Genomic DNA, 25,210 nt, shown 5'->3' with positions numbered 1-25,210 from the left:
GGGTGTGATTTATGAGTAAAAAAGCAATCCTGCGGGGCATGAGCGCTATTATGCCTCTTTGCATCGGTGACTTTCCATTCTCATTCATCGTAGGGGCGCTCAGCGTGAGCGCCGGTATGAGCGTCTGGCAAAGCACCGCCTGGTCTACCATCGTTATCGCCGGCTCCGCGCAGATGCTGGCGCTGAATATGCTGAAAACGGGCGCCAGCCTTGGGGTAATTATTTTCACGACGCTGATTATTAATTTACGCCACGTGTTATATAGCGCCTCGCTTTCCAGCCAGGTACGTGAAGCTTCGTTTTTTAGAAAATGCTTTATGTCCTGGGCGCTGACCGATGAAGTGTATGCCACTACGGTGAAAGAGATGGAGCAGAATAAAAAGGACAAATATGTCTTTTATTTTTCTGCCATGTTTACCTTCTGGTTCGCCTGGGTACTGGCCGATTTCCTCGGCGCGCTGGTGGGCGCTTCGTTCCCGCATATTGAGAAATATGGGCTGGATTTCGCGATGGTTGCCGCGTTTATCGCCATCGTAGTACCGCAGATCAAAAGCCAGGCCTGTACCATTGCCGCCATCGTCGCGACCATTTCCGGCGTGCTGCTGGTCGTGCTGCCCTACTCGCTCGGTATCGTTGTCGCCTCTGTGCTGGGCGTGCTGGCGGGTCTGAGCGTTGATCTGGCGGAGGAGCGCCGTCAGGCAAAAACGCAGGACAGCCATGCAATGCCGCTGGAAGGAGCGCTGGAAAATGAGTAACCATCTCTTTATCGCCCTGACGCTGGGCATGGCCGCGGTAACCTTTTTGATTCGCTTCTCCTTTATCGGCCTGGCCGGTAGGGTACAGATGTCGGAGCGGGTGATCAAAACGCTGCGTTTCGTACCGGTCACCGTGCTGCCGGCCATCATTGCGATTCAGATTTTAAGCGTCAACTCCAACATGGAATTTGACCTGAAGAATCCGAAGGTTGTGGCCGCCATTGTCTGTACGCTTGCCAGCTTCCGCCTCGGCCTGGTCTGGGTGGTGGTAAGCGGCGTCGGCACCCTGTTTTTATTGAATAATTTTATGTAAGTCACTCCTGAAAAGAAGGAATTAAAATGATTATTAATACTCCTGACGCCCCGGCGGCTATCGGCCCGTATGTCCAGGCGGTCAACCTCGGTTCCATGGTCATTACCTCCGGCCAGCTGCCTGTTAACCCGGCAACCGGTGAGATGCCAGCTGATATCGCAGAACAGGCGCGTCAGTCTCTGGCAAACGTCAAAGCGATCGTAGAGGCCGCAGGCCTGGGTGTGAACAACATCGTTAAAACGACCGTTTTCGTGAAAGATTTGAACAACTTCGCGGCGATCAACGCCGAGTATGAAGCGTTCTTCAAGGAACACAACGCCGCATTCCCTGCCCGCTCTTGCGTTGAGGTAGCCCGTCTGCCGAAAGATGCTGGCGTAGAAATTGAGGCGATTGCCGTACCGCGCTAAGGCGCTGCACGTAGAAAGGTATGTCTCTACCCTCACCCTTCTGCCGAAGGGTGAGGGTATTTTTTTAGCGGAAGTTAATGCTTCTGTCGCTGGTCATATCATACAGCTGGAACTTACGTCCAAGCTGCTGGCCCCCGTCACGCGTCAGCGGCGTCCAGCCGATTGCCGCACGGCTGCGGGTCGGGCCTGACGAGAAGAGATCCAGCGGAATCGACACGTAGACCCCTTTGGTGAAATCCCCTTCCCCATACTCATCTGGCGAGACGTTGGTAATGGTCGCATAGCCGCCGACCACGACGCCGCTGTCGAAGCGTTTGGAGATATCGAGCGTCCCGCCCTTATCGCCCGCCAGATATTGCCCGACGCTCGCTTTCACCAGCACATCCTGCGCGAAGGATGGCGTCCAGTAGGCGGTAAGATGGCCGGTTTTCACGCTATAGTCGGTGAACTTCATCATGTCCTGCGCGCTGCGCCAGTCACGCTGCTTCACGTAGTTCGCGTCAAGCCCGAAGGCCCAGTTGCTGTCTACCGGACGCCAGAGCACCTCCGCGCCCGCGCCGCCGAACATTGTTTCCAGATAACCGCCATAGACCTGGCCATAGAAGCCGTTGCCAAAGTACTGGAAGTAGTTGGCCTGCAGGTTATTCACATAGGCATCATTCTGCACATACTCACGCACGCGGGTACGCACGCGCGGCAGCTTAGAGTCATTTGGCGGGTTGGTGTAGTTAAACTTATCGTAGTTATTCGCCAGGTTACCAAACAGGCTACCGGTGGTCAGCAGGTGATCGGTGACCCACCAGTCCGCCGTTGCCATGACGCCCAACTGATACATGTAGAAGTTTTCCGGCCCGCCGACGGACTGGTTCAGCACCGGATCGATATGGAAATCGAAACGCGATTTATCGATATACCAGCCCTGCTCGGTGCTCTGCGGCACGATCGGCTCTACCCGCTGCTGCGCCAGCGGAGTTTCATGTCCCAGCGGTTCGCCTTCCAGATGACGCTTCAGGCTGGCGACATCCGTTTCGGTGGTCACCTGCGGCAGGTTAAGCCGGTTTTCCGTCACGCGGATCGTCCGGATCCCGTCCGGCAGATCGTTCATGATGATCCGGTTGGCACGTTCGATCCCTTCCCGCGAGTCGCGGTATTTCACCTGCTCCCCGGTGACGTAGAGGGTGTCGCCTTTCACCTGGATCTTCGGATCCGCGAAGCCGGCGTTATATTTCAGCAGCGTCAGCTGATTAGCTACCACCGAATGTTGCAGGATGGCATCCTGCGGCTCCGGTTGATAAGCCGGGCGGGCGTTGTCGTTATAGGAGGGGCGCAAATCGTTAAAGTTGGTGCGCAGCGTGACGCCGAACATGAAGGTGTTGCCGCGCTCGTAGCTGACGTTGACGTCGGCCCAGTCGGTTACGCGATAGATCGCCCCCACGTTAAACTTGCTCTTTTGCTCAATTTTGCCCGCGAAATCCTGCGAATAGTTGTTCCCTTCATACTCCAGCTTCAGGCGCAGCGGCTGCCACGGGGTCTGATACTCCACCCCGCCGAAGAGCGAAGCCGGGCCGTGGAACATCTGGCTGCCGTCGATAGAGCCGGCCTGCTGGTAGCTGTTATCGCGATAGCAGAACTTATCGTCATAGGAGCAGAGCGGGTTTTTGACGTTACCGCTGGTGCCGAGATAGCCCCAGCCCAGCCCGAGGGAGAAGTCGAACGGCCCCCAGGCTTTGTTCGCCACGATATATTCGGCGTCGAACAGACCGGTCCCGCCAATGTCGCGCGCGCCCACGGCCACCTGCGGCAGCCAGTAACTCTCTTCCCAGAGCCGCAGCTTCAGGTCGAACGCCTTGTCCTTGTAGGTCTGATCGCCCGAGAATGACTCCACGGTGCTGTACTGCCGTGTACGTACATCGGTGTAACGCAGCGTGGTTTCCAGCCAGGGAAAGAGCTGCACCGAGGCGGAGTAGTAGCGGTACTGATCGTTGTCGCGGTAGTTAAGACTCATCTCCCCTTCCCGCGCCATTCGCGCGGTGGGAGTCTGTAATAGCCCGACGCCGCCGAAGTCCGACTGAGACGGACCGACAGGCGCCGGCCAGGTTTCTGCATGGCAGGCGGCGCTTACGCACAGCGCCAGCGTGCTAAAAAGCCAGGTTCGTTTCATTAATCCGGTATCCGATGCGTCAGGGAGTGGAGAATGTCAGCGTTGAGGCCGTCGTAAGCCTGCGTCCAGAAATGATCGGCAAAGCCGACAAAGATCACGCTGCCGGGCATCGGCTCCACGTGTCTTTTGTTCCAGTACGCCACCGGTACCTTCTGCGTGCGCCCGTCGGGGTAGATCACCCAGGCGTAGCTGTTATCCGCTCCGCTGAGCAGGCTTTGCTCATCCAGATAGCTCGCCACGTCACGGCCCGGCGTAAATGGCTTTTTCCCGGGGCTGCTGATAAGCCCGAACAGGCTCACCGTTCCCGGCTGCGGGACGATCCACAGGGAATACTCCCCTTCCAGCGTCGGGTTGCCGCGCTCTGTAGTCCGCACCTTATCGGGATCAAGATTGACCGGCAGACGTCCGACTATTTTTTGCGCCGCCAGCTGCTGGCGCAGGGCGTTTATCGCCGCCCCCTCGTCACCCTCTTCCTGGGCCGCGAGCACAGCCAGCCTTGCCAGCAACGCCTGATGACGCTGCTGCGCGTCGTTGGTCGCTCCCTGCTCGCTGATAATCGCGCCCGGCCACCAGCTTGTCGCTAGCCGGGGCTGGCCCACCAGGTCGATCAGGTGTTCAACCTGGGTTAGCGTTTTTGGTGCATCGCTGCCGGGAAAGTAGACTTTCACGGTGCCCGCGGACCACGCCAGCGGCGCGATAAGGCAGCCGGTCAGGAGGGCAGTCACTTTTATATTCATGATTTTGCCGCCTTGATCAGCGTGGTTTTCACCGGGAAGAAACCGGCACCCAGATACTGGAGCGACTGGCGGATCTGCCCTTCATCGTCCACCCAGTAACGGTTATGCCAGCGGGCCTGGTCAGTGGTGACCTCTTCATCCAGCACGCGCACCGGTGTTTTATCGCTCCCCACCTCCACGGTGTCAGTGCCATCCCAGCGGAAAACGGAGCGCGCGGTGGCGTAACGCACCTGGCGATGCTCGGTCCAGCCCATCGTGCGGGTCCAGCTGGCGCCATCAATAATCTGGCCTGGCTTGATAAGCGGATCGGCGGCAAGGTTATTCACTTCCAGCAGGTTATCGCCGCCAAGCAACGTTTTGACGAGGCGGCCATGCTGCGTCACGAGCGTGGCCTGATCCTGCGTCACCCATTTCTGCTGCCCGTTTTCAGAGAAAGCGAGCACCACAAACAGCTGAGGACCGTTATTAAGCTGCATGTACTGGCTGGCATAGGGCATATTCTGGATATCGTCATCGGTCAGATGGACGCCAGGCGTGCCGAATATGCTCTCCCACAATGAGTTGCCAAGCCCCTTTGTAGTGGCTGAGCAGGCCTGTAAAAGCAGGCAAATCATGATTATTCCAGGTCGCTTCACGACTCTTCTCCGCAGTGTTGCCGGGCAGCGTCTCTCTAACCCGGCCCGTCAGTCCCACAGGCTGAGGCTATCTAAAATAACCACACCGAAGTGTGGTTATGGTTAAGGCACCCCTTATTACTGGGTGCTGGTGGTGGTTGTGGTCGTGGTTCCGGTATTGGAGCCATCACCGCCACCGGTTGCCGCCAGCGCGACACCCACGGCTGAACCTACGGTGCTGGTCGCGGTTGCGGTAGAACTCCCCGCAGACGCAGACGTCGCAGCCGAGCCTGCTGCTTCCCCGACCTGAACCGGAGCCGCAAAGGCTGACGTTGCCGCAAGCGCAGTTATGGCAAAAATGCCATACAGAGCTTTCTTCATAACAATTTCCCTTCAATGAATGAATGGAGATGTGCCCAAAAGGGTTTCGGGCGAAATCGAGTATACACAACTAAAGCATGTGGATTACGGCAGGGATAAATAGCGGGGCGGTTTTAGGATAATTGGACTTTTGATGAGCAATTGATTGCCGGTTAAATATAATAATTATTTAAAATCAATGATTTAATAATTTAACGATAAGATTTGACCCTCCGTATTTTCCTAAAATAACGCCGGGTTATTTTAAGGGTATTCGTTATTTTAGGATTAAGCTCAATCTCGTTATTTGCGCATCAGCACTGACAAACAGAATTATCTTATAAAAAAGCCGATATAAATATCGGCTTGTTTTATTACTTTATTCCGGTTTTGCCGGATGACGGCGAAGCGCCTTATCAGGCGCGCCAGGCTTTATAACGGTTAATTAGCCCGTTCGTTGAACTGTCGTGGCTGCTGATCTCTTTATCATCATTTAGCTCCGGCAGGATACGGTTAGCCAGCTGTTTACCCAGCTCTACGCCCCACTGGTCAAAGGTGAAGATGTTGAGGATCACGCCCTGGGTAAAGATTTTGTGCTCATAGAGCGCAATCAGCGCGCCCAGGCTGAACGGGGTGATTTCGCGCAGCAGGATGGAGTTGGTCGGGCGGTTGCCTTCGAACACCTTGAAGGGCACCACGTGCTCAAGCTGAGCCGGATCTTTACCCTGGTCGCGGTACTCCTGCTCAACCACCTCGCGGGATTTACCGAACGCCAGCGCCTCGGTCTGCGCGAAGAAGTTAGAGAGCAGCTTCGGATGGTGATCGGAGAGCGGGTTATGGGTGATAGCCGGGGCGATAAAGTCGCACGGCACCATCTTGGTCCCCTGGTGGATCAGCTGGTAGAAGGCGTGCTGGCCGTTGGTACCCGGCTCGCCCCAGATGATCGGGCCAGTCTGGTAATCCACCGGGTTGCCGTTACGATCAACGTACTTACCGTTAGACTCCATGTTGCCCTGCTGGAAATAGGCGGCAAAGCGGTGCATGTACTGGTCGTACGGCAGAATCGCTTCGGTCTCGGCACCGAAGAAGTTGTTGTACCAGATCCCGATCAGCGCCAGCAGCACCGGCAGGTTTTTCTCCGGCTGTGTCGTCGCGAAGTGCTTGTCCATGGCGTGCGCGCCGGAGAGCAGCTCCACAAAGTTGTCGTAGCCCACGGAGAGGATAATGGAGAGACCGATCGCCGACCACAGGGAGTAACGGCCACCGACCCAGTCCCAGAACTCAAACATGTTGGCGGTATCAATGCCGAACTCGCCCACCGCTTTCGCGTTGGTGGAGAGCGCCGCGAAGTGCTTCGCCACATGCTTTTCATCACCGGCGGTTTTCAGGAACCAGTCGCGCGCGCTGTGGGCGTTGGTCATGGTCTCCTGGGTGGTGAAAGTTTTGGAAGCCACGAGGAACAGAGTGGTTTCCGGATTCACTTTTTTCAGCACTTCAGCGATGTGAGTACCGTCGACGTTAGAGACGAAGTGCATATTGAGGTGGTTTTTATACGGACGCAGCGCCTCGGTCACCATGAACGGGCCAAGGTCAGAGCCGCCGATACCGATGTTCACCACGTCGGTAATCGCTTTTCCGGTATAGCCTTTCCAGCTGCCGGAGATAATAGCTTCAGAGAAGGTTTTCATCTTCTCCAGCACCGCGTTGACTTCCGGCATCACATCTTTGCCGTCAACCATAATCGGGGTATTGCTACGGTTACGCAGCGCGACGTGCAGCACGGCGCGATCTTCGGTGCGGTTGATCTTCTCACCGGAGAACATGGATTTGATAGCGCCCGCCAGATCGGTCTCTTTCGCCAGATCCTGTAGCTTGGCCAGCGTCTCTTCGGTGATGCGGTTTTTCGAGAAGTCCACCAGCATCAGATCGTCGAAGGTGGCGGAGAATTTACTGAAACGATCGCCATCTTTCGCAAACAATTCTGCGATAGTGACCTCTTTCATTGCATCAAAATGTTTCTGTAATGCCTGCCAGGCAGAGGTCTGCGTTGGGTTAATGTTTTTCATTAGCAATACTCTTGTGATTTGAGAATTGTGACTTCGGTCGATTGTAGCGCCTGCGGACAAAAATTGTGATGGTTTTTATGCCATTGCCCTGGTCTGCATCAAAGCCGCGTGGAAAGCACAAAAAGTATAGCTGTTATAAGTCCTGTTACTGAGGGGGTACCCCCCATGAAAAATCCGCATAATCCCGGCGTTGACAGGATTCCTCCTACATTTTATTTATAGGGCCGTATTTGCGGCTGCACCTGTATTCATTCCATTCTTGTGCCAAGGTCGCTTTATTTTTCCCCCTGACACGAGGTTGTTATGACGAGTTTTGTGGTCGCCAAATTTGGCGGCACCAGCGTGGCTGACTACGATGCCATGAACCGCAGCGCCGATGTAGTGCTGGCCGATCCTTCTACCCGCCTGGTGGTGCTCTCCGCCTCCGCTGGCGTGACGAATCTGCTGGTGGCGCTTTCTGAAGGGCTGGAGGCGACAGAACGCTTCGTAAAACTCGATGCGCTGCGCAAAATTCAGTTCGATATTCTTGAGCGTTTGCGCAACCCGCAGGTGATCCGCGAAGAGGTGGAACGTCTGCTGGAAAATATCACCACCCTGGCGGAAGCCGCGTCGCTGGCCACCTCTACGGCGCTGACTGATGAGCTGGTGAGCCACGGCGAACTGATGTCCACCCTGCTGTTCGTGGAAATCCTGCGCGAGCGCAACGTGCAGGCCCAGTGGTTCGACGCCCGTAAGGTGCTGCGCACCAGCGACCGCTTTGGCCGCGCCGAGCCTGAAGTCGACGCTATCGCCGAACTGACTACCCAGCTGCTGGCGCCGCGTCTGGCCGAAAGCCTGGTGATCACGCAGGGCTTTATCGGTAGTGAATCCAAAGGCCGTACCACGACGCTCGGCCGCGGCGGGAGCGACTATACCGCCGCGCTGCTGGGCGAAGCGCTGCACGCCACCCGCGTGGATATCTGGACCGACGTACCGGGCATCTACACCACCGACCCGCGCGTGGTGCCTACCGCGAAGCGTATCGACGTGATTGCCTTCGAAGAGGCGGCGGAAATGGCGACCTTCGGCGCGAAAGTGCTGCACCCGGCAACATTACTGCCTGCGGTACGCAGCGACATTCCGGTCTTTGTCGGCTCCAGCAAAGATCCGCAGGCGGGCGGCACCCTGGTCTGTAAAAAAACCGAGAACCCGCCGCTGTTCCGCGCGCTGGCGCTGCGCCGCAAGCAGACGCTGCTGACCCTGCACAGCCTGAACATGCTGCATTCCCGCGGCTTCCTGGCCGAAGTGTTCAGCATTCTGGCGCGCCACAATATTTCCGTGGATCTGGTGACCACCTCCGAGGTGAATATTGCCCTGACGCTGGACGCCACCGGCTCCACCTCCACCGGCGATACCCTGCTGACCCAGTCGCTGCTGATGGATCTCTCCGCCCTGTGCCGCGTCGAAGTGGAAGAGAACCTGGCGCTGATCGCGATTATCGGCAACAAACTCTCCCGCGCCTGCGGCGTAGGCAAAGAGGTGTTTGGCGTGCTGGATCCGTTTAATATCCGCATGATCTGCTCCGGTGCCTCCAGCTATAACCTCTGCTTCCTGGTGCCTGCCGACGAAGCCGAGCGAGTCGTGCAGAAACTTCATCATAATTTATTTGAATAATATTCCTTAGCACGATAAACAATACCTACAGCCGGGCTCGAACCCGGCTTTTTTATAACTACACAACACGACATTACTGCAAGGAATTAACTATGTTATCCGTGATCACGCGGCTGTTCCCTTTATGGGCGCTGCTGCTCTCTCTGCTCGCCTATTACACGCCCTCCCGCTTTACCGGCATTGGTCCCTGGGTCACCACGCTGCTGATGCTCATTATGTTTGGCATGGGGGTGCATCTGAAACTCGACGATTTTAAGCGCGTGCTGTCGCGCCCGGCGCCGGTGGCGGCGGGGATCTTCCTGCACTATCTGGTGATGCCGCTCGCCGCCTGGCTACTGGCGATGGCGTTCCACATGCCGCCAGAGCTTTCCGCAGGCATGGTGCTGGTCGGTAGCGTCGCCAGCGGTACCGCCTCTAACGTGATGATCTATCTGGCGAAGGGTGACGTAGCCCTCTCCGTCACCATCTCATCCGTCTCAACGCTGGTAGGGGTCATCGCCACGCCGCTACTGACACGCCTCTATGTGGACGCGCATATCCAGGTGGATGTAATGGGCATGCTCCTCTCTATCCTGCAAATCGTCGTGATCCCGATTGCACTGGGGCTGGTTATCCACCATCTCTTCCCGCGTGTGGTGAAGGCGGTAGAACCCTGGCTTCCCGCCTTTTCCATGATCTGTATTCTGGCCATCATCAGCGCCGTGGTAGCCGGCTCCGCCGCCCATATCGCCTCTGTTGGTTTTGTGGTGATTATTGCGGTGATGCTGCACAACACCATCGGGCTGCTCGGCGGCTACTGGGGCGGGAAGCTGTTTGGTTTTGATGAATCCACCTGCCGCACCCTGGCGATAGAGGTGGGAATGCAGAACTCCGGCCTGGCGGCGGCGCTGGGCAAGATCTACTTTGGACCGCTCGCCGCGCTGCCCGGGGCGCTCTTCTCGGTCTGGCATAATCTTTCCGGCTCGCTGCTGGCGGGTTACTGGTCAGGTAAGCCGATCGAAGCACAAACGAAAAAAGATGTGGTGAAACAGGGTTAATTTGCGCCGCTTGCTTTACACTGAAGCCTCTCTGTCAGGAGGCTTCAGCAATGGCAACACCACGATTAACCCAGAAAGATATGACGGAAGCCGAGCAGCGCGAACTCAAAACGCTTCTCGACCGCGCCAGAATCGCCCACGGCCGCACGCTGACTAACGCCGAAACCAATCAGGTTAAAAAAGAGTACATCGACAAACTGATGGCTCTGCGTGAGGCTCAGGCGAAGCAAGCCCGCAAGCTGAAAAAGCAGCAGGCTTATAAACCGGATGCAGAGGCGACCTTTTCCTGGTCAGCCAATACCTCTACTCGTGGAAGGCGCTAATCAGCGCCCTTTCTTTTTGCGGCCCGGCTGGGTGAAGCGCTTTCCGGCTGGCTTGCCGCGCCCCTTCTCTTCCGCTGGCGGCGCTTTTACCACCGGGCGTTTCGCCGGGGTTTTCGGTTTGGCTTTCGCCTTCGGCTTCGCTTCGGACGATGAATTTTCGATAAGCTTAAAAAGGGCGATCAGTTCATCATCGGTTAAATCACGCCATTCGCCCAGCGGGATCCCGGAGAGGCTGACGTTCATAATGCGCGTGCGTTCCAGCTTCGTCACTTCATAGCCAAAGTGCTCGCACATGCGGCGGATCTGGCGGTTGAGCCCCTGTACCAGCGTAATGCGGAACACAAACGGCGCCACTTTCCGCACTTTGCACTTTTTGGTGACGGTGCCGAGAATCGGCACGCCCGCGCCCATACCACGGATAAATTCGTCGGTCACCGGCTTATTCACGGTAACGAGGTACTCTTTCTCGTGGTCATTGCCGGCGCGCAGAATTTTATTCACCAAATCGCCATGGTTGGTGAGAAAAATCAGCCCCTGGGAATCTTTATCCAGACGGCCAATCGGGAAGATACGGCTGCTGTGGTTAACGAAATCGACAATATTGTCGCGCTCGCCCTCTTCGGTGGTACTGACAATGCCCACCGGCTTGTTGAGGGCAATTAACACCAGATCGTCCGCCTCGCGTGGCTCGATCAGCCGCCCATTCACTTTTACCACGTCGCCGGGAGCAACCTGATCGCCAATCGTGGCGCGTTTACCGTTAATAAACACGTTACCTTGTTCGATGTAACGGTCAGCTTCACGGCGCGAGCAGATACCGCTCTCGCTAATGTATTTGTTCAGTCGGGTGGATTGAGTGGGCAGCATAGTTTCTCCTGTAAAGGCGAAATATACCTTAGGTTTGGGCTGGCAAAAAGATCAGCCCACCGTCACGGAGACTGGTTTTCCCAACTTGCTCAACATCATCACCAGCGTATCGAGCGTAAATTTGCTGGTTTTAAGATTCACGACGTCAGATACCCTTGGACGGGAGACGTTGAGTTTTATCGCCGCATCTGCCTGGCGCAGGTTATGCTCAGTAATCCAGCTCGAAATTTCCCGCATCAGCTGGCGCTTAATAGCCAGCAGCTGCTCAACTTCTTTTTCTGCATCCTGCTGCAGACGTTTCGCCTCTTCTTCACCAAATCCGAGCTCAAGAAAGATATTCGCATCCGCGGCCGTAACGTGGCCAATCTTCTTGTTAGTTACCTTACTCATTTTCGGCTCCTCTGTTCATCCTGTACGATGCGGAAACGCGCTTGCGCAATACGCTTATCATGCTTTGACGTTTGCTGCGTTTTTTTCACAAAGCAGTGCAGCACATACACCGCCTCTTCAAAACGGGCCAGATAGATGATTCTGAAGGCGCCGGAGCCATTCTGAAGCCGGACTTCCGCCACGCCCTTGCCTATCTCCGCCATCGGCTTCCAGTCGGCTGCTTCCAGCCCAGCCTGCAGGCGATGCAGCTGGAAACCAGCATCCTTGCGGATCGCTTCCGGAAAGCTAAGCAAATCATCAAAAGCGCTTCCTACCCAGACGATAGGCCGCAAAGGTGGTCTGACTGAAAGCATAACACATCCTTGTATAAAATTTTATACACACACAGTAAAAAAGGTTCGCCGCGCGGGTGATTTCACCCGCGCAATTACAGTATGGAACGAGAGGGATTACGTCACGTCAGACAGAAAGAATATGCGAGGCGCTTTCAGGATTAATATTCATCCCTTTCGTCATCCTCGTCCGGCTGTTCCAGCACGCTATACGCCACTGCGCAGAACAGGGAGTTGAGGCGCTTCATATCCCCCAGCAGGGCCAGATGCAGGGAGCTGGTCTCGATGCTTTGTACGTTCTGCTGGTGCAGCCGCTCCACGTGCGCGTGCGCGTAGCGACGGTTAAGAATACGGAAACGATGCTTGCTGCGGCGCAGGCGGCGGGCGCTGGGCACGTCGCCGGAGAAAAAGACCGACATCGCCAGCTTCAGGTTGTTCCCCAGCTGTTCATGCAACGCTTCCAGCTCTTTTAGCCCTTCAACTGAGAAGGCGCGGCGCGCGGCGAGTGACTTATCGGCAATTTCGCTGCCCATGCGCTCGACGATATCGGAGGCCTGCTCAAGGTTGAGCGACATCTCGATGATCTCCGCCCAGCGCCGGGACTCCTCCTCCGCTAATTCATCCTGCGGAATACGTGCCAGATAGAGTTTGATGGCGGTGTAGAGCACGTTAATGTCATCCGCCAGCTTGCGCAGCGCTTTCTCCTCGCGCGGCTCGCCATGCATCACCTTCTGCAGGCCTTCCAGCATGGTTTCCATCGCATCGCCCATTCGCAGCGTTTCGCGGGCGGCATTGGCCAGCGCCAGCGCTGGCGTATCAAGCGCAGAGGTATCCAGATGGCGGGGCTTGAGGCGCGCGTCGACCTCCGGCTCGTCACGGATAATACGCTCGCAGAAGCGGGCCATCGGCCCGGCAAAGGGCACCATCGCCAGACAGCGCGCCAGGTTGTAAAAGACGTGGAAGTAGATGACCAGCTCCGCCTTCGGCAGCGGCATTTCATCCATCAGGTTCGCCAGCGGATGGACGAACGGCAGAATGATCAGGCTACCCACCAGCTTAAACAGCAGGCTGCCAAGCGCCACGCGACGCGCGGCGGCGGGCGCGGCGCTGTTATTCAGCATCGCCAGCAGGCCTGAGCCCAGGTTGGCGCCAATCACCAGACAGAGGGCCACCGGAAAAGCGATAATGCCCGCGGCGGTCAGCGTGGCGGTAAGCAGCACGGCGGCGAGGCTGGAATAACTGACGATGGCAAATACCGCGCCAATCAGCGCGTCCAGCATGATATCCCCCGTCAGGGAGGCGAAGATCACCTGTACGCCGTTCGCCTGGGTGATGGGCGTTACGGCCTGCACAATCAGCTCCAGCGCCAGCAGGATAAGCCCCAGCCCGATCCCCACGCGGCCAAGCTGCCCCGCCCGGCTTTGCTTTCGGCTGAGGAAAAAGATGACGCCGATAAAAATCAGCAATGGCGAGAGCCAGGAGAGGTCGAAGGTCAGCACGCGCGCCATTAGTGCGGTGCCTACGTCAGCGCCCAGTACGATCACCAGCGCGGGGGCGAGCGCCACCAGATCCTGCGCCACAAAGGAGGTGACGAGCAGCGTGGTGGCATTGCTGCTTTGCACCAGCGCCGTTACACCGATACCCGCGCAAAAGGCGAGCGGCTTTTTCTCAACGCTGCGGCTGAGAACGGTACGCAGACGCGCGCCAAAAACGCGCATCACACCGGTACGCACAATATGGGTGCCCCATACCAGCAGGGCGACGGCGGAGAGCAGGTGTAACAAAGTCAGCACAGAAACTATTCCTCCTTATCGTTATTCATTTTCCTGGGGTTCGTTGCGCGTTGTCTTGCCGGATAGCGGCGCGCACCGGGCAATATGGCAAGAACCTTCTTCCAGTATAAGGGGATAAACGTAAGAAAGAGACAGGGCACCTTAACGGTGCCCTGTGAGTTGTAAGGAAAAGTGACGTTAGTACTGTTTAGCCGTCAGTCTGCGTCGTAGCCGAGATTAGGGGCTAACCAGCGCTCCACCTCCGCCACGCTCATGCCTTTGCGGAAGGCGTAATCCTCCACCTGGTCGCGCTGGATCTGCGCTACGGCAAAATATTTGCTGTCAGGATGGCTGAAATACCAGCCGGAGACGGACGCGCCTGGCCACATGGCGAAGGAGTCGGTCAGCTTCATGCCGGTATGTTTTTCCACATCGAGCAGTTTCCAGATCGTCCCCTTCTCAGTATGTTCCGGGCAGGCCGGATAGCCGGGCGCCGGACGAATGCCCTGGTAGTTTTCGCGGATCAGATCCTCATTACTGAGATTCTCGTTGGCCGCATAGCCCCAGTGCACCTTGCGCACCCGCTCGTGCAGGTATTCGGCGAAAGCCTCCGCCAGACGGTCGGCGATCGCTTTGACCATGATTTTGTTGTAATCATCATGCTGCGCTTCATAAGCGTCCGCCAGCGCATCTTCTTCCAGCCCGCCGGTCACCGCAAACGCGCCAATATAGTCCGCCTTGCCGGAAAGCTTCGGCGCCACAAAATCGGCCAGGCAGTAGTTGGCGAAGCCCACTTTCTCCGTCTGCTGGCGTAAATGGTGGCTAACCGCCAGCACATGCGTGCGGGTTTCATCCCGGTAGATTTCAATATCGTCACCCACGCGATTGGCCGGGAAGAGCCCCACCACGCCGCGTGGATTAAGCGTTTTACTGGCGCTGAGCTGGTCGAGCATGTCGTTGGCGTCCTTAAAGAGGCGCTTCGCCTCTTCGCCTACCACCTCATCTTCCAGAATGCGCGGATATTTACCGGCCAGCGACCAGGTCATAAAGAACGGCGTCCAGTCGATATAATTACGCAGCGTCTCAATGCTGGCGGAGACATCCTGCACGCCCAGACGGTGCGCCACCGGCGGGGTATAGCTTGCCCAGTCAAAGGCCAGGTCGTTATCGCGCGCGGCGGCGAGCGTCACCGGCGGCGTGCGCGGTTTTTTGCGCGCGTGCTGCACGCGGACGGTCTCATACTCTTTGCGAGTGCGGGCGACAAACTCATCGCGCTGGGTAGCGGAAAGCAGCGCGGAAACCACGCCCACGGTGCGCGAGGCGTTTTGGACATAGACCGTTGGCCCGCTGTAGTTCTGTTCGATTTTCACCGCCGTATGCGCTTTGGAGGTCGTCGCCCCGCCAATCAGCAGCGGAATGGTAAAGCCCTGGCGCTCCATCTCTTTCGCCACGTTAACCATTTCGTCCAGCGACGGCGTGATAAGCCCGGAGAGACCAATCAGGTCCGCATTCACTTCGCGCGCGGTCTTGAGGATTTTATCCGCCGGGACCATCACGCCGAGGTCAATAATCTCGTAGTTATTACACTGCAACACCACGCCGACGATGTTTTTGCCGATGTCGTGGACGTCGCCCTTCACGGTGGCGATAACCATTTTACCGTTGCTGGAGCCTTTCTCTTTGCTGGCTTCGATGAAGGGTTCCAGATAAGCCACCGCCTGCTTCATGACGCGGGCGGATTTCACCACCTGCGGCAGGAACATCTTGCCCTCGCCAAAAAGATCGCCGACCACGTTCATACCATCCATCAGCGGCCCTTCGATCACTTCAATCGGACGGGCTGCCTGCTGACGCGCCTCCTCGGTGTCCTGCTCGATAAATTCGGTGATACCTTTGACCAGCGAATATTCGAGGCGTTTTTTCACATCCCATGAGCGCCATTCGGCCTGCTGGACGCTGGCGCTGTCGTCAGCCTTGCTGCCGCGATATTTTTCCGCCAGATCCAGCAGGCGTTCGGTGGCATCGTCGCGGCGGTTAAGAATGACATCCTCTACCGCATCGCGCAGCTCGGCGGGCAGATCGTCATAAATCGCCAGCTGACCGGCGTTGACGATCCCCATGTCCATCCCGTTACGGATGGCGTAGTAGAGGAACACGGCGTGGATGGCCTCACGTACCGGATCGTTGCCGCGAAATGAGAAGGAGACGTTTGAGACGCCGCCGGAAATAAGGGCATGCGGCAGCTCGCGTTTAATGTCCTCACACGCGCCGATAAAATCCTGCGCGTAGTTATTGTGCTCTTCGATGCCGGTCGCCACGGCAAAGATATTAGGGTCGAAGATGATATCTTCCGGCGGGAAACCCACCTCTTCGGTCAAAATCTTGTACGCGCGGCGGCAGATCTCAATTTTTCGTTCGCGGGTATCGGCCTGGCCCACTTCGTCGAAGGCCATCACCACCATGGCGGCGCCATAGCGGCGCACCAGCTTCGCGTGGTGAATAAAGGTTTCCACTCCCTCTTTCATGGAGATGGAGTTGACGATGCCTTTGCCCTGAATACATTTCAGCCCTTTTTCGATCACCTCCCACTTAGAGGAGTCGATCATGATCGGCACGCGGGCGATATCCGGCTCGCCGGCAATCAGGTTGAGGAAGCGCACCATCGCCGCTTCGGCGTCGAGCATCCCCTCATCCATGTTGATATCGATAATCTGCGCGCCGTTCTCCACCTGCTGGCGGGCAACGTCGAGCGCTTCGCTGTACTTCTCTTCTTTAATCAGCCGCTTGAACTTTGCTGAACCGGTAACGTTGGTACGTTCCCCCACGTTCACGAACAGGCTGTCGTCGCCGATGTTGAGCGGCTCCAGGCCGGAGAGGCGGCAGGCTACCGGAAGCTCAGGCAGCTTGCGCGGCGGCAGACCCGCCACGGCATTGCTCATGGCAACGATATGTTCCGGCGTGGTGCCGCAGCAGCCGCCGACAATATTGAGAAAGCCCGCCTCGGCCCACTCGCGGATTTGCGCCGCCATGGTGTCGGCATCCAGATCGTATTCACCAAACGCATTCGGCAGACCGGCGTTCGGGTGAGCGGTGACGTAACACGCCGCGATGCGGGAGAGCTCCTGCACATACTGGCGCAATTCATCCGGCCCCAGGGCGCAGTTCAGGCCGAAAGTCAGCGCGTCGGCGTGACGCAGGGAGTTATAAAAGGCTTCCGTGGTCTGCCCGGAGAGAGTGCGGCCAGACGCGTCGGTAATGGTGCCGGAGATCATGATCGGCAGCTCGACGCCCAGCGCCTCGAACTCCTCTTTCACCGCGAAAATCGCGGCTTTGGCGTTGAGGGTATCGAAAACCGTCTCGATCAAAATCAGGTCGGCGCCCCCCTCCACCAGCGCTTTGGTCGATTCGCGATAGGCGGTGACCAGTTGATCGAAAGTAATATTACGAAATGCCGGGTCGTTCACGTCGGGCGAAATAGAGGCGGTACGGTTGGTCGGACCCAGCACCCCCGCTACATAGCGCGGTTTTTCCGGCGTGCGGGCGGTCCATTCGTCGGCGCAGGCACGCGCCAGCTTCGCCGCCTCGTAGTTGATCTCCGCTGACAGGGATTCCATCTGGTAATCCGCCATGGCGATCGTTGTCGAGTTGAAGGTGTTGGTTTCGATGATATCCGCGCCCGCCTCAAAATAGGCGTAGTGAATGGCGGCGATAACCTCGGGCTTACTCAACACCAGCAGGTCGTTGTTGCCCTTCAGATCGCACGGCCAGTCGGCGAAACGCTCGCCGCGGAAATCAGCTTCACTCAGACGGTAGCTCTGGATCATCGTCCCCATGCCGCCATCCAGCACCAGAATGCGTTCATTTAACTGCGCACGCAGTTGTTCTATTTTGCTGCTCACACTTGCTCCCGACAACGCTCATCCAGGCCAACAGGCCAGCAGTCCATACTGGCACAATCTCGCAGGACGGAAAAGCGACACGGCAGTAACATGAGACATGTTCAGCTTGCCGTTTCTTTGCACTCCTCCGATCAGTCAGGTTGTGTTTGCATTATAATCAAATAAAACGAAAATAATTTCCACGATACAGAAAAAGGAGTCTGCTATGGTTGCCCCCGTTCCTGCCAAACGCGGCAGAAAACCCGCCCCTGCCACCGCACAGCAGGCTACCGGGCAAGTCCAGTCCCTCACCCGCGGGCTGAAGCTGCTGGAGTGGATTGCGGAATCCCACAGCAGCGTGGCGCTGACCGAGCTGGCGCAGCAGGCCGGACTGCCTAATTCCACCACCCATCGCCTGCTCACCACCATGCAACAGCTGGGTTTTGTTCGTCAGGTCGGCGAGCTGGGACACTGGGCGATTGGCGCACATGCTTTTATCGTCGGCAGCAGCTTCCTGCAAACCCGCAACCTGCTGGCCATCGTGCATCCGATTTTGCGCAAGCTGATGGAAGATTCCGGCGAGACGGTAAACCTGGCGGTGCTCGATCAGAGCGATCACCAGGCGATTATCATCGACCAGGTACAGTGTACCCAGCTGATGCGTATGTCGGCTCCCATTGGTGGCAAGCTACCGATGCACGCCTCCGGCGCGGGAAAAGCGTTTCTTTCGCAGCTTAGCGAAGAACAGGTGACCAGCCTTCTCCACCGTAAGGGGCTACACGCCTACACCCATGCGACGCTGGTTTCGCCGCTGCATCTGAAAGAAGATTTAGCCCAGACCCGCAAGCGCGGCTATTCGTTTGACGATGAGGAACATGCCCTGGGGCTGCGCTGCCTGGCGGCCTGCATTTTTGACGAGCATCTCGAGCCATTTGCCGCCATCTCCATTTCTGGCCCCATCTCCCGCATGACCGACGATCGCGTGACGGAGCTGGGCGCGCTGGTAATTAAGGCGGCAAAAGAGGTAACCCTGGCCTATGGCGGGATTCGTTAAACGTTCATTGCCGGGTGGCGGCTTCGCCTTACCCGGCCTACATGATGCCCTCTGAAAACCTGATGCAAAACCGCTGCTTACGGCGGTACGCGTACACATCCTCCACATGTCCGTTCATAATGCGCGTTTGCAGCCCGCGCCAGTAGTCGGCGCGAAACAGGTCGGCGTGCATCTCTTCAAATAGTGGCCCGATTCGGGGGTCGGCGCAGAGCCAGTGGCGAAACTCCTCCGGGAAGACGTCGCCTGGCGAGACGCTGTACCATGGCTCGCCAGAAAGTTCATCCTCCGGATAGCGCGGCGGTGGAATATCGCGGAAATTCACCTCGGTCATGTAGCAAATTTCATCATAGTCATAGAACACCACGCGCCCGTGGCGGGTGACGCCGAAGTTCTTAAAGAGCATGTCGCCGGGGAAGATATTGGCGGCGGCAAGCTGACGGATGGCGTTACCATACTCCTCCACGGCGTCGCGTAGCGCCTGCCCTTCCACCTGCTCCAGCCAGATATTGAGCGGCACCATGCGCCGTTCAATGTAGAGGTGGCTAATGGAGATCCTGTCGCCGAGATCGGTGATCTTCTCAGGCGCTTCCTGCATAAGCAGCGCCATCAGGGCGGGCGAGATCTGGCATTTATCGAGCACAAAATTTTCGAACTCCTGGGTATCCGCCATACGTCCCACGCGATCGTGCTCCTTTACCAGCTGGTAACAGGCGCGAACGTGCGCGGCAGTCATCTCTTTTTGCGGGGCGAAGTTGTCCTTGATGACCTTAAATACGCGATCAAAGCCCGGCAGGGTAAAGACCAGCATCACCATACCGCGAATACCCGGCGCTTCGATGAACTGCTCATCCGCGCTGGCAATATAGTGCAGATATTCGCGATAGCTTTCCGTTTTCGCGTGCTTTTGACAGCCTATCGCCATGTAGAGCTCGGCGGTGGTTTTCCCGGGCAAAATTTCGCGCAGCCACTCCACCGTGGCCGCAGGCAGCGGGGCATAGACCATAAAATAGGAGCGGGCGAAGCCAAAAACGATGCTCGCTTCGGCGTGCGTCGTCAGGCAGGTATCGACGAAGAGTTCTCCCTCCTCGGTGCGATGGACGGGCAGCAGAAATGGCAGCGTCGCGGCGGGGGTGATTAATTTGCCCACCAGCCAGGCCGCCTTGTTGCGGTAGAAGAGCTCATTTGCCACCTGAAGATGGCTCTGGCGAAGGGTTTCGGCACCAACAGCCTCCCTGAGATGCGCCAGAATATAATCCACGTCGCGCGCGCGATCCTGCCAGGGGAGACGCAGGGGGAGATCGGCTAATACGGTAGAGAGCAGCGCTTCCCAGCCGCTGTCGGGAAAGAAATTTTTCGCCAGCGGACGGGAGAGGGAACGGAAGTGCCGTTCCGGCTGGGAGCTAAAGATAAATAGCCGCTCGGGAGATAACGAGCGGTGGTCAAATAACCGGCAGTAGACGGAGTTGAAAAAGCTCTCCGCAATCTCGAAGCGCGGGTAATCGGGCAGCAGGCGGGTGTAGTGTGCCTTTACCCGCAGTAAAAACGCCGCATCAGTGCTTTTGCCTTCGGTGATACAGCCCAGCTGTTCCACCACCAGGCCCACGTGGTGATCGTAAAGGTGAATACGCTGCTTCATGGCCTGCTGAACGGCATGCCAGTCCGCCTGTTCAAACCGCTGCTGGGCACCTGACGTCACCTCCAGAAAACGGCCATACTGGGCATCAAATCCCTGCAAAATCGTCTGGGCAATCAGTAATTCCAGGCCACGCGTCATCGCTTCTCTCCACCCTGCACATATTCATGCCGGATGGCGCGTTTGCTCATCCGGCCTGTGATGAGCCGTAGGCCCGGTAAGCGCAGCGCCACCGGGCGTTTCCGTGATCAGAACTGGGCCTCTTCCGTCGAGCCCGTCAGCGCGGTAACCGAGGAGGCGCCGCCCTGAATGATGGTCGTGACCTTGTCGAAGTAGCCGGTACCCACCTCCTGCTGGTGCGAAACAAAGGTATAACCCTCTTTGCCCGCCGCAAATTCCGGCTGCTGAACTTTCTCCACGTAGTGCTTCATCCCTTCGCCCTGGGCGTAAGCGTGCGCCAGGTCAAACATGTTGAACCACATGCTGTGGATGCCCGCCAGGGTGATGAACTGGTATTTGTAGCCCATCTCCGAGAGCTGCTGCTGGAAACTGGCGATGGTCTTATCATCCAGATTTTTCTGCCAGTTAAAGGAGGGCGAGCAGTTATAGGCCAGCAGCTTGCCCGGGAATTTCGCATGAATGGCATCGGCAAAGCGCTTTGCCAGCGCCAGATCCGGGGTGGAGGTTTCACACCACACCAGGTCAGCATAAGGCGCATAGGCCAGGCCGCGGCTAATCGCCTGCTCAATGCCCGCATGGGTGCGGTAGAACCCTTCGCTGGTGCGCTCCCCGGTAATAAACTCGCTATCATACGGATCGCAGTCGGAAGTGATCAGATCGGCGGCATCCGCGTCAGTACGGGCAATCAGCAGCGTCGGCACGCCCATCACGTCGGCGGCCAGGCGCGCGGCCACCAGCTTCTGCACCGCTTCCTGAGTTGGCACCAGCACTTTGCCGCCCATATGGCCACATTTTTTCACCGATGCCAGCTGATCTTCAAAGTGTACCGCGGCGGCACCCGCTTCGATCATCGACTTCATCAGTTCAAAGGCGTTCAGCACGCCGCCAAAACCCGCTTCTGCATCGGCAACGATCGGCAGAAAGTAATCCACAAAACGCGGATCGCCTGGCTCAATGCCGGAGGCCCACTGGATCTGATCCGCGCGGCGGAAAGTATTGTTGATCCGATCCACCACCGCAGGCACCGAGTTAGCGGGATAGAGCGACTGATCCGGATACATGCTGGACGCCAGGTTCGCGTCGGCGGCAACCTGCCAGCCGGAGAGATAAACCGCCTCGATGCCCGCCTTTGCCTGCTGCAACGCCTGTCCGCCGGTCAGCGCGCCGAGGCTGTTGATATATCCCTTTTTCGCTTCGCCCTGCAGCAGACGCCACATTTTCGCGGCACCAAGCTGCGCCAGCGTGCATTCCGGGTTGACCGAACCACGCAGTTTCACCACTTCCTCGGCGCTGTAAGGGCGGCGGATGCCTTCCCAGCGCGGCTGCGTCCACTCTTTTTTTAATTCTTCGATTTGTTGGGTACGGGTTTTCATTGCAGATGCTCCATATTGTTATGAGGTGAAATCAGGCAAGCAGGCGGTAGCCCGGCAGCGTAAGGAAATCGATAAGATCGTCGGAGGTGGTGATCTGCTCCATCAGGCGCGCGGCATCGTCAAAGCGGCCACTGCTGAAGCGATGCTCTCCCAGCTCGTCCTGGATCACCCGCATCTCCTCTGCCAGCATCTGGCGGAACAGCGCAGGCGTCACCGTCTGGCCGTTAGTGAGCGTTTTCTGGTGATGGATCCACTGCCAGATAGAGGTACGCGAGATCTCGGCGGTAGCGGCATCTTCCATCAGGCCATAGATCGGCACACAGCCGTTGCCGGAGATCCACGCTTCGATGTACTGCACAGCGACGCGAATATTGGCGCGCATTCCCTCTTCGGTGCGTTCGCCCTCGCAGGGCTCAAGCAGCTCGGCCGCCGTGACGGGCGCATCTTCTTCGCGGGTTACAAAAAGCTGGTTGGGGTTATCGCCCAGCACATTATTGAAAACGGCCATGGCGGTATCGGCCAGCCCCGGGTGGGCAATCCAGGTGCCATCGTGACCGTTGCGCGCCTCCAGCTCCTTATCGGCTTTCACCTTATTCAGCACCTGGTTGTTGCGTTCTGCATCTTTGCTCGGAATAAAGGCCGCCATACCGCCCATCGCGAAGGCGCCGCGTTTGTGGCAGGTTTTAATTAGCAGACGTGAATAGGCGCTTAAAAACGGTTTATCCATAGTCACGACCTGGCGGTCCGGCAGCACGCGATCGGGATAGTTTTTTAACGTTTTGATATAGCTGAAGATGTAGTCCCAGCGTCCACAGTTGAGGCCAACAATATGATCACGCAGGGCGTGCAGGATTTCATCCATCTGAAAGACGGCTGGCAGCGTCTCGATGAGCAGCGTAGCCTTGATGGTGCCGCGCGGCAGTGCGAAGCGGTCCTCCGCATAGCTGAACACCTCGCTCCACCAGGCCGCTTCCTGCCACGACTGCGTTTTTGGCAGGTAAAAATAGGGGCCGCTCCCCTTTTCGAGTAGCGCTTTGTGGTTGTGGAAAAAGTAGAGTGCAAAATCAAACAGGCTGCCCGGGATCGCTTCGTTGCGCCAGGTGACATGTTTTTCCGGCAGATGCAGACCGCGGACGCGGCAGATCAGAACTGCGGGGTTGGGTTTAAGCTGATAGATTTTCCCCGCTTCGTTGGTAAAGCTAATCGTGCCGTTTACCGCATCACGCAGGTTGATTTGTCCGTCGATCACTTTGCGCCAGTCGGGAGCAAGGGAATCTTCGAAGTCGGCCATAAAGACTTTCACATTCGCATTCATGGCGTTAATCACCATCTTGCGCTCAACAGGCCCGGTAATTTCTACGCGACGATCCTGTAAATCCTGCGGAATACCGCGGATCTTCCATTCACCTTCACGAATGGAAGCTGTTTCCGAAATAAAATCTGGCAGTTTGCCGTTATCAATCTCCTGCTGCTGCTGGATACGCGCCGCCAGTAATTTATTGCGCGCAGGTGTAAAACGGGATACCAGTTCGCTAAGAAATTCTACCGCCTCCGCCGTCAGAATCTGCTGCTCCTGCTCGCCGTACGGCTCATTGAAGGCCAGCTCTTCAGCCGTTGTTACCTGTTGAGTCATTACGCTGCTCCTCGTTAAAGATCACACATGCTCCCCCGGTTGAACGAAAGATCGTTGTACGGTTTTCGTTCAGCAGATTTAAGACTATCTCTATTTTTATCAAAATCAAAAACAATTTCCATTTTAATTAAATATGTCATTTAACTCATTGAAAGTATTCATAATAAAAATTTTCGAGCAGTTGGATTATTTTTCGGAAACAAAAAAGGCACCCGAAGGTGCCTGTAGTGGAATGCTGAAACGCTTAAGGATCGTTTTTAGCAGAAGATTAATCCAGAGTAGGATTCATGTGTCGCAGATCGTATGGAGTGATCTGGTAGACGTAATAGTTGAGCCAGTTGGTAAACAGCAGATTGCCATGGCTGCGCCAGGTGGCACGAGGTTTGTTCCGTGGGTCGTTCTTAGGGAAATAGTTCCAGGGAACTTCAGGGTTAAGTCCGGCTTCGACATCGCGAAAATACTCGCCCGCCAGGGTATGGGCATCATACTCCGGGTGGCCAGTGACAAAGGCGATACGTTTGTCTTTGCTGGCAAAGAGATAGGCATCTCCCTCTTCCGTCTCTGCCAGAATCTCCAGATCGGTATAATCACGGATCAGCGGTGCCGGAAAATCGGCATAGCGTGAATGCGGGGCGAGGAAGGTATCGTCAAAACCGCGTGTCAATAATGCATGTGGATGCAGTATATGGTGCTCATAAACACCAGAAAGTTTTTCGGTACGGGTTTGCTTGGGGATGCCGTAGAGGATATTGAGCGCCGCCTGAACTGCCCAGCAAACAAAGAGCGTGGAGGTCACGTGATCTTTTGCCCACTCCAGAACCTGCTTAATCTGCGGCCAGTAGGCAACATCATTAAATTCCACCAGGCCAAGCGGCGCTCCTGTGACAATCAAACCATCGAAATTCTCATGGCGTATATCATCGAAGTTACAGTAAAAGTTATTCAGGTGTTCTGCCGGCGTATTACGTGACTCCCTGGCATCGATACGCAGCAGTTGAATATCTACCTGCAGCGGCGAGTTAGAGAGCAAACGCAGAAACTGATTTTCCGTTTCGATCTTTTTGGGCATCAGGTTAAGGATAAGCACCTTCAGCGGACGGATCTCCTGGCCTGTTGCGCGCGAGGCGGTCATCACAAAGACATTTTCATCACGCAAGAAGTTGACGGCTGGTAGCTCGTCCTGCACCCGAATCGGCATAACCTAATTTCCTCACAACATACGTATAAACGTTTAGACATCCAGACAGCTGAGATTACCCAGAAACAGGAAGAATGTCGAGTCTGCATGTGAAAGGTGAGAAAGTTTCAAGGCGGGGGATGGGAACTGGCGTGCCCGGTGCGCTTAACGGGCCTGTGTACACAAAGCAAAAACCCCGCACCTTACGGTACGGGGTTCTTTTAATTGATGCCTGGCAGTTCCCTACTCTCGCATGGGGAGGCCCCACACTACCATCGGCGCTGCGGCGTTTCACTTCTGAGTTCGGCATGGGGTCAGGTGGGACCACCGTGCTAAAGCCGCCAGGCAAATTCTGTTATCTGTATCAGGCTGAAAATCGGTCTCTCACGCCAAAACATCTTCGGCGTTGTAAGGTTAAGCCTCACGGTTCATTAGTACCGGTTAGCTCAACGCATCGCTGCGCTTACACACCCGGCCTATCAACGTCATCGTCTT

At 56.7% G+C, this 25,210-nt stretch carries 21 protein-coding genes and 2 rRNA genes; 7 read left to right on the top strand and 16 right to left on the bottom strand.

Annotation, left to right across the window (positions count from 1 at the left end; genetic code table 11):
• Positions 1-11: 11 nt before the first annotated feature.
• The 3 genes from BN3796_RS02455 to BN3796_RS02445 are packed head-to-tail and all read left to right on the top strand — an operon-like array spanning position 12 to position 1,475.
• Positions 12-755: an AzlC family ABC transporter permease gene (locus BN3796_RS02455; RefSeq protein WP_061706847.1), complete on the top strand. Its 744-nt coding sequence runs from the start codon at positions 12-14 to the stop codon at positions 753-755.
• Entirely contained in the window at positions 748-1,068 is a 321-nt protein-coding gene (locus BN3796_RS02450; protein ID WP_061706846.1) for an AzlD domain-containing protein, read from the top strand. The genes BN3796_RS02455 and BN3796_RS02450 overlap by 8 nt, the downstream gene beginning before the upstream one ends.
• A gap of 26 nt (positions 1,069-1,094) precedes the next feature.
• Positions 1,095-1,475, top strand: a complete 381-nt coding sequence (locus BN3796_RS02445) for a RidA family protein (RefSeq protein ID WP_061706845.1) — start codon at positions 1,095-1,097, stop codon at positions 1,473-1,475.
• Between the two features lie 64 nt (positions 1,476-1,539).
• Here the strand turns inward: BN3796_RS02445 and BN3796_RS02440 are convergent, their stop codons facing one another.
• From BN3796_RS02440 to pgi, 5 genes are all read right to left on the bottom strand, one after another.
• A complete protein-coding gene (locus tag BN3796_RS02440; RefSeq protein WP_061706844.1) occupies positions 1,540-3,636 on the bottom strand; it encodes a YjbH domain-containing protein in 2,097 nt (698 codons plus the stop codon).
• Entirely contained in the window at positions 3,636-4,373 is a 738-nt protein-coding gene (locus BN3796_RS02435) for a capsule biosynthesis GfcC family protein (protein ID WP_061706843.1), read from the bottom strand. The genes BN3796_RS02440 and BN3796_RS02435 overlap by 1 nt, the downstream gene beginning before the upstream one ends.
• Positions 4,370-5,008 (bottom strand): YjbF family lipoprotein, encoded by a 639-nt coding sequence (locus tag BN3796_RS02430; RefSeq protein WP_061706842.1) that lies wholly within the window; start codon positions 5,006-5,008, stop codon positions 4,370-4,372. The genes BN3796_RS02435 and BN3796_RS02430 overlap by 4 nt, the downstream gene beginning before the upstream one ends.
• A gap of 117 nt (positions 5,009-5,125) precedes the next feature.
• Entirely contained in the window at positions 5,126-5,368 is a 243-nt protein-coding gene (yjbE, locus tag BN3796_RS02425) for an exopolysaccharide production protein YjbE (protein WP_061706841.1), read from the bottom strand.
• Between the two features lie 395 nt (positions 5,369-5,763).
• On the bottom strand, positions 5,764-7,413 hold the full coding sequence (pgi, locus tag BN3796_RS02420) for a glucose-6-phosphate isomerase (RefSeq protein ID WP_061706840.1): 1,650 nt from the start codon (positions 7,411-7,413) through the stop codon (positions 5,764-5,766).
• 303 nt (positions 7,414-7,716) lie between these two features.
• Here pgi and lysC point away from each other — a divergent pair, with 303 nt between their 5' ends.
• From lysC to BN3796_RS02405, 3 genes are all read left to right on the top strand, one after another.
• Positions 7,717-9,066, top strand: coding sequence for a lysine-sensitive aspartokinase 3 (gene lysC / locus BN3796_RS02415; protein ID WP_061706839.1), 1,350 nt, complete (start codon positions 7,717-7,719; stop codon positions 9,064-9,066).
• Between the two features lie 92 nt (positions 9,067-9,158).
• Positions 9,159-10,103, top strand: coding sequence for a ketopantoate/pantoate/pantothenate transporter PanS (gene panS / locus BN3796_RS02410; protein ID WP_061706838.1), 945 nt, complete (start codon positions 9,159-9,161; stop codon positions 10,101-10,103).
• A gap of 50 nt (positions 10,104-10,153) precedes the next feature.
• Positions 10,154-10,426, top strand: coding sequence for a DUF3811 domain-containing protein (locus BN3796_RS02405; RefSeq protein WP_061706837.1), 273 nt, complete (start codon positions 10,154-10,156; stop codon positions 10,424-10,426).
• On the opposite strand, the gene rluF is transcribed toward BN3796_RS02405, so the two are convergent.
• From rluF to metH, 5 genes are all read right to left on the bottom strand, one after another.
• Positions 10,427-11,293, bottom strand: a complete 867-nt coding sequence (gene rluF / locus BN3796_RS02400) for a 23S rRNA pseudouridine(2604) synthase RluF (protein ID WP_061706836.1) — start codon at positions 11,291-11,293, stop codon at positions 10,427-10,429.
• A 51-nt stretch (positions 11,294-11,344) separates the two neighbouring features.
• Positions 11,345-11,683: a helix-turn-helix domain-containing protein gene (locus BN3796_RS02395; protein ID WP_061706835.1), complete on the bottom strand. Its 339-nt coding sequence runs from the start codon at positions 11,681-11,683 to the stop codon at positions 11,345-11,347.
• Entirely contained in the window at positions 11,680-12,036 is a 357-nt protein-coding gene (locus BN3796_RS02390) for a type II toxin-antitoxin system RelE/ParE family toxin (RefSeq protein WP_061706834.1), read from the bottom strand. Before BN3796_RS02390 ends, BN3796_RS02395 begins: the two co-directional genes overlap by 4 nt.
• 140 nt (positions 12,037-12,176) lie before the next feature.
• A complete protein-coding gene (locus BN3796_RS02385; RefSeq protein ID WP_061706833.1) occupies positions 12,177-13,808 on the bottom strand; it encodes a Na/Pi cotransporter family protein in 1,632 nt (543 codons plus the stop codon).
• Between the two features lie 194 nt (positions 13,809-14,002).
• Complete coding sequence (gene metH / locus BN3796_RS02380) at positions 14,003-17,686, bottom strand: methionine synthase (protein ID WP_061706832.1); 3,684 nt, start codon at positions 17,684-17,686, stop codon at positions 14,003-14,005.
• Positions 17,687-17,891: 205 nt separating this feature from the next.
• Here metH and iclR point away from each other — a divergent pair, with 205 nt between their 5' ends.
• Entirely contained in the window at positions 17,892-18,719 is an 828-nt protein-coding gene (iclR, locus tag BN3796_RS02375; protein ID WP_061706831.1) for a glyoxylate bypass operon transcriptional repressor IclR, read from the top strand.
• Between the two features lie 37 nt (positions 18,720-18,756).
• On the opposite strand, the gene aceK is transcribed toward iclR, so the two are convergent.
• From aceK to BN3796_RS02345, 6 genes are all read right to left on the bottom strand, one after another.
• Positions 18,757-20,493 carry a bifunctional isocitrate dehydrogenase kinase/phosphatase gene (gene aceK, locus BN3796_RS02370; protein WP_061706830.1) on the bottom strand — a complete coding sequence of 579 codons (1,737 nt, stop codon included), beginning with the start codon at positions 20,491-20,493 and terminating at the stop codon, positions 18,757-18,759.
• Positions 20,494-20,600: 107 nt separating this feature from the next.
• Complete coding sequence (gene aceA / locus BN3796_RS02365; RefSeq protein WP_061706829.1) at positions 20,601-21,905, bottom strand: isocitrate lyase; 1,305 nt, start codon at positions 21,903-21,905, stop codon at positions 20,601-20,603.
• Positions 21,906-21,936: 31 nt separating this feature from the next.
• A complete protein-coding gene (gene aceB / locus BN3796_RS02360) occupies positions 21,937-23,538 on the bottom strand; it encodes a malate synthase A (RefSeq protein ID WP_061706828.1) in 1,602 nt (533 codons plus the stop codon).
• Between the two features lie 268 nt (positions 23,539-23,806).
• Positions 23,807-24,736 (bottom strand): homoserine O-acetyltransferase MetA, encoded by a 930-nt coding sequence (gene metA, locus BN3796_RS02355; protein ID WP_061706827.1) that lies wholly within the window; start codon positions 24,734-24,736, stop codon positions 23,807-23,809.
• 209 nt (positions 24,737-24,945) lie between these two features.
• Positions 24,946-25,061, bottom strand: a 5S ribosomal RNA gene (gene rrf, locus BN3796_RS02350).
• A 64-nt stretch (positions 25,062-25,125) separates the two neighbouring features.
• Positions 25,126-25,210 (bottom strand): 23S ribosomal RNA (locus tag BN3796_RS02345); the annotation flags it as partial.

The sequence above is a fragment of the Pseudenterobacter timonensis genome, from assembly GCF_900021175.1.
GTDB classification, from domain to species: Bacteria; Pseudomonadota; Gammaproteobacteria; order Enterobacterales; family Enterobacteriaceae; genus Enterobacter; species Enterobacter timonensis.
This window is presented reverse-complemented; position numbering and strand designations above follow the sequence as displayed.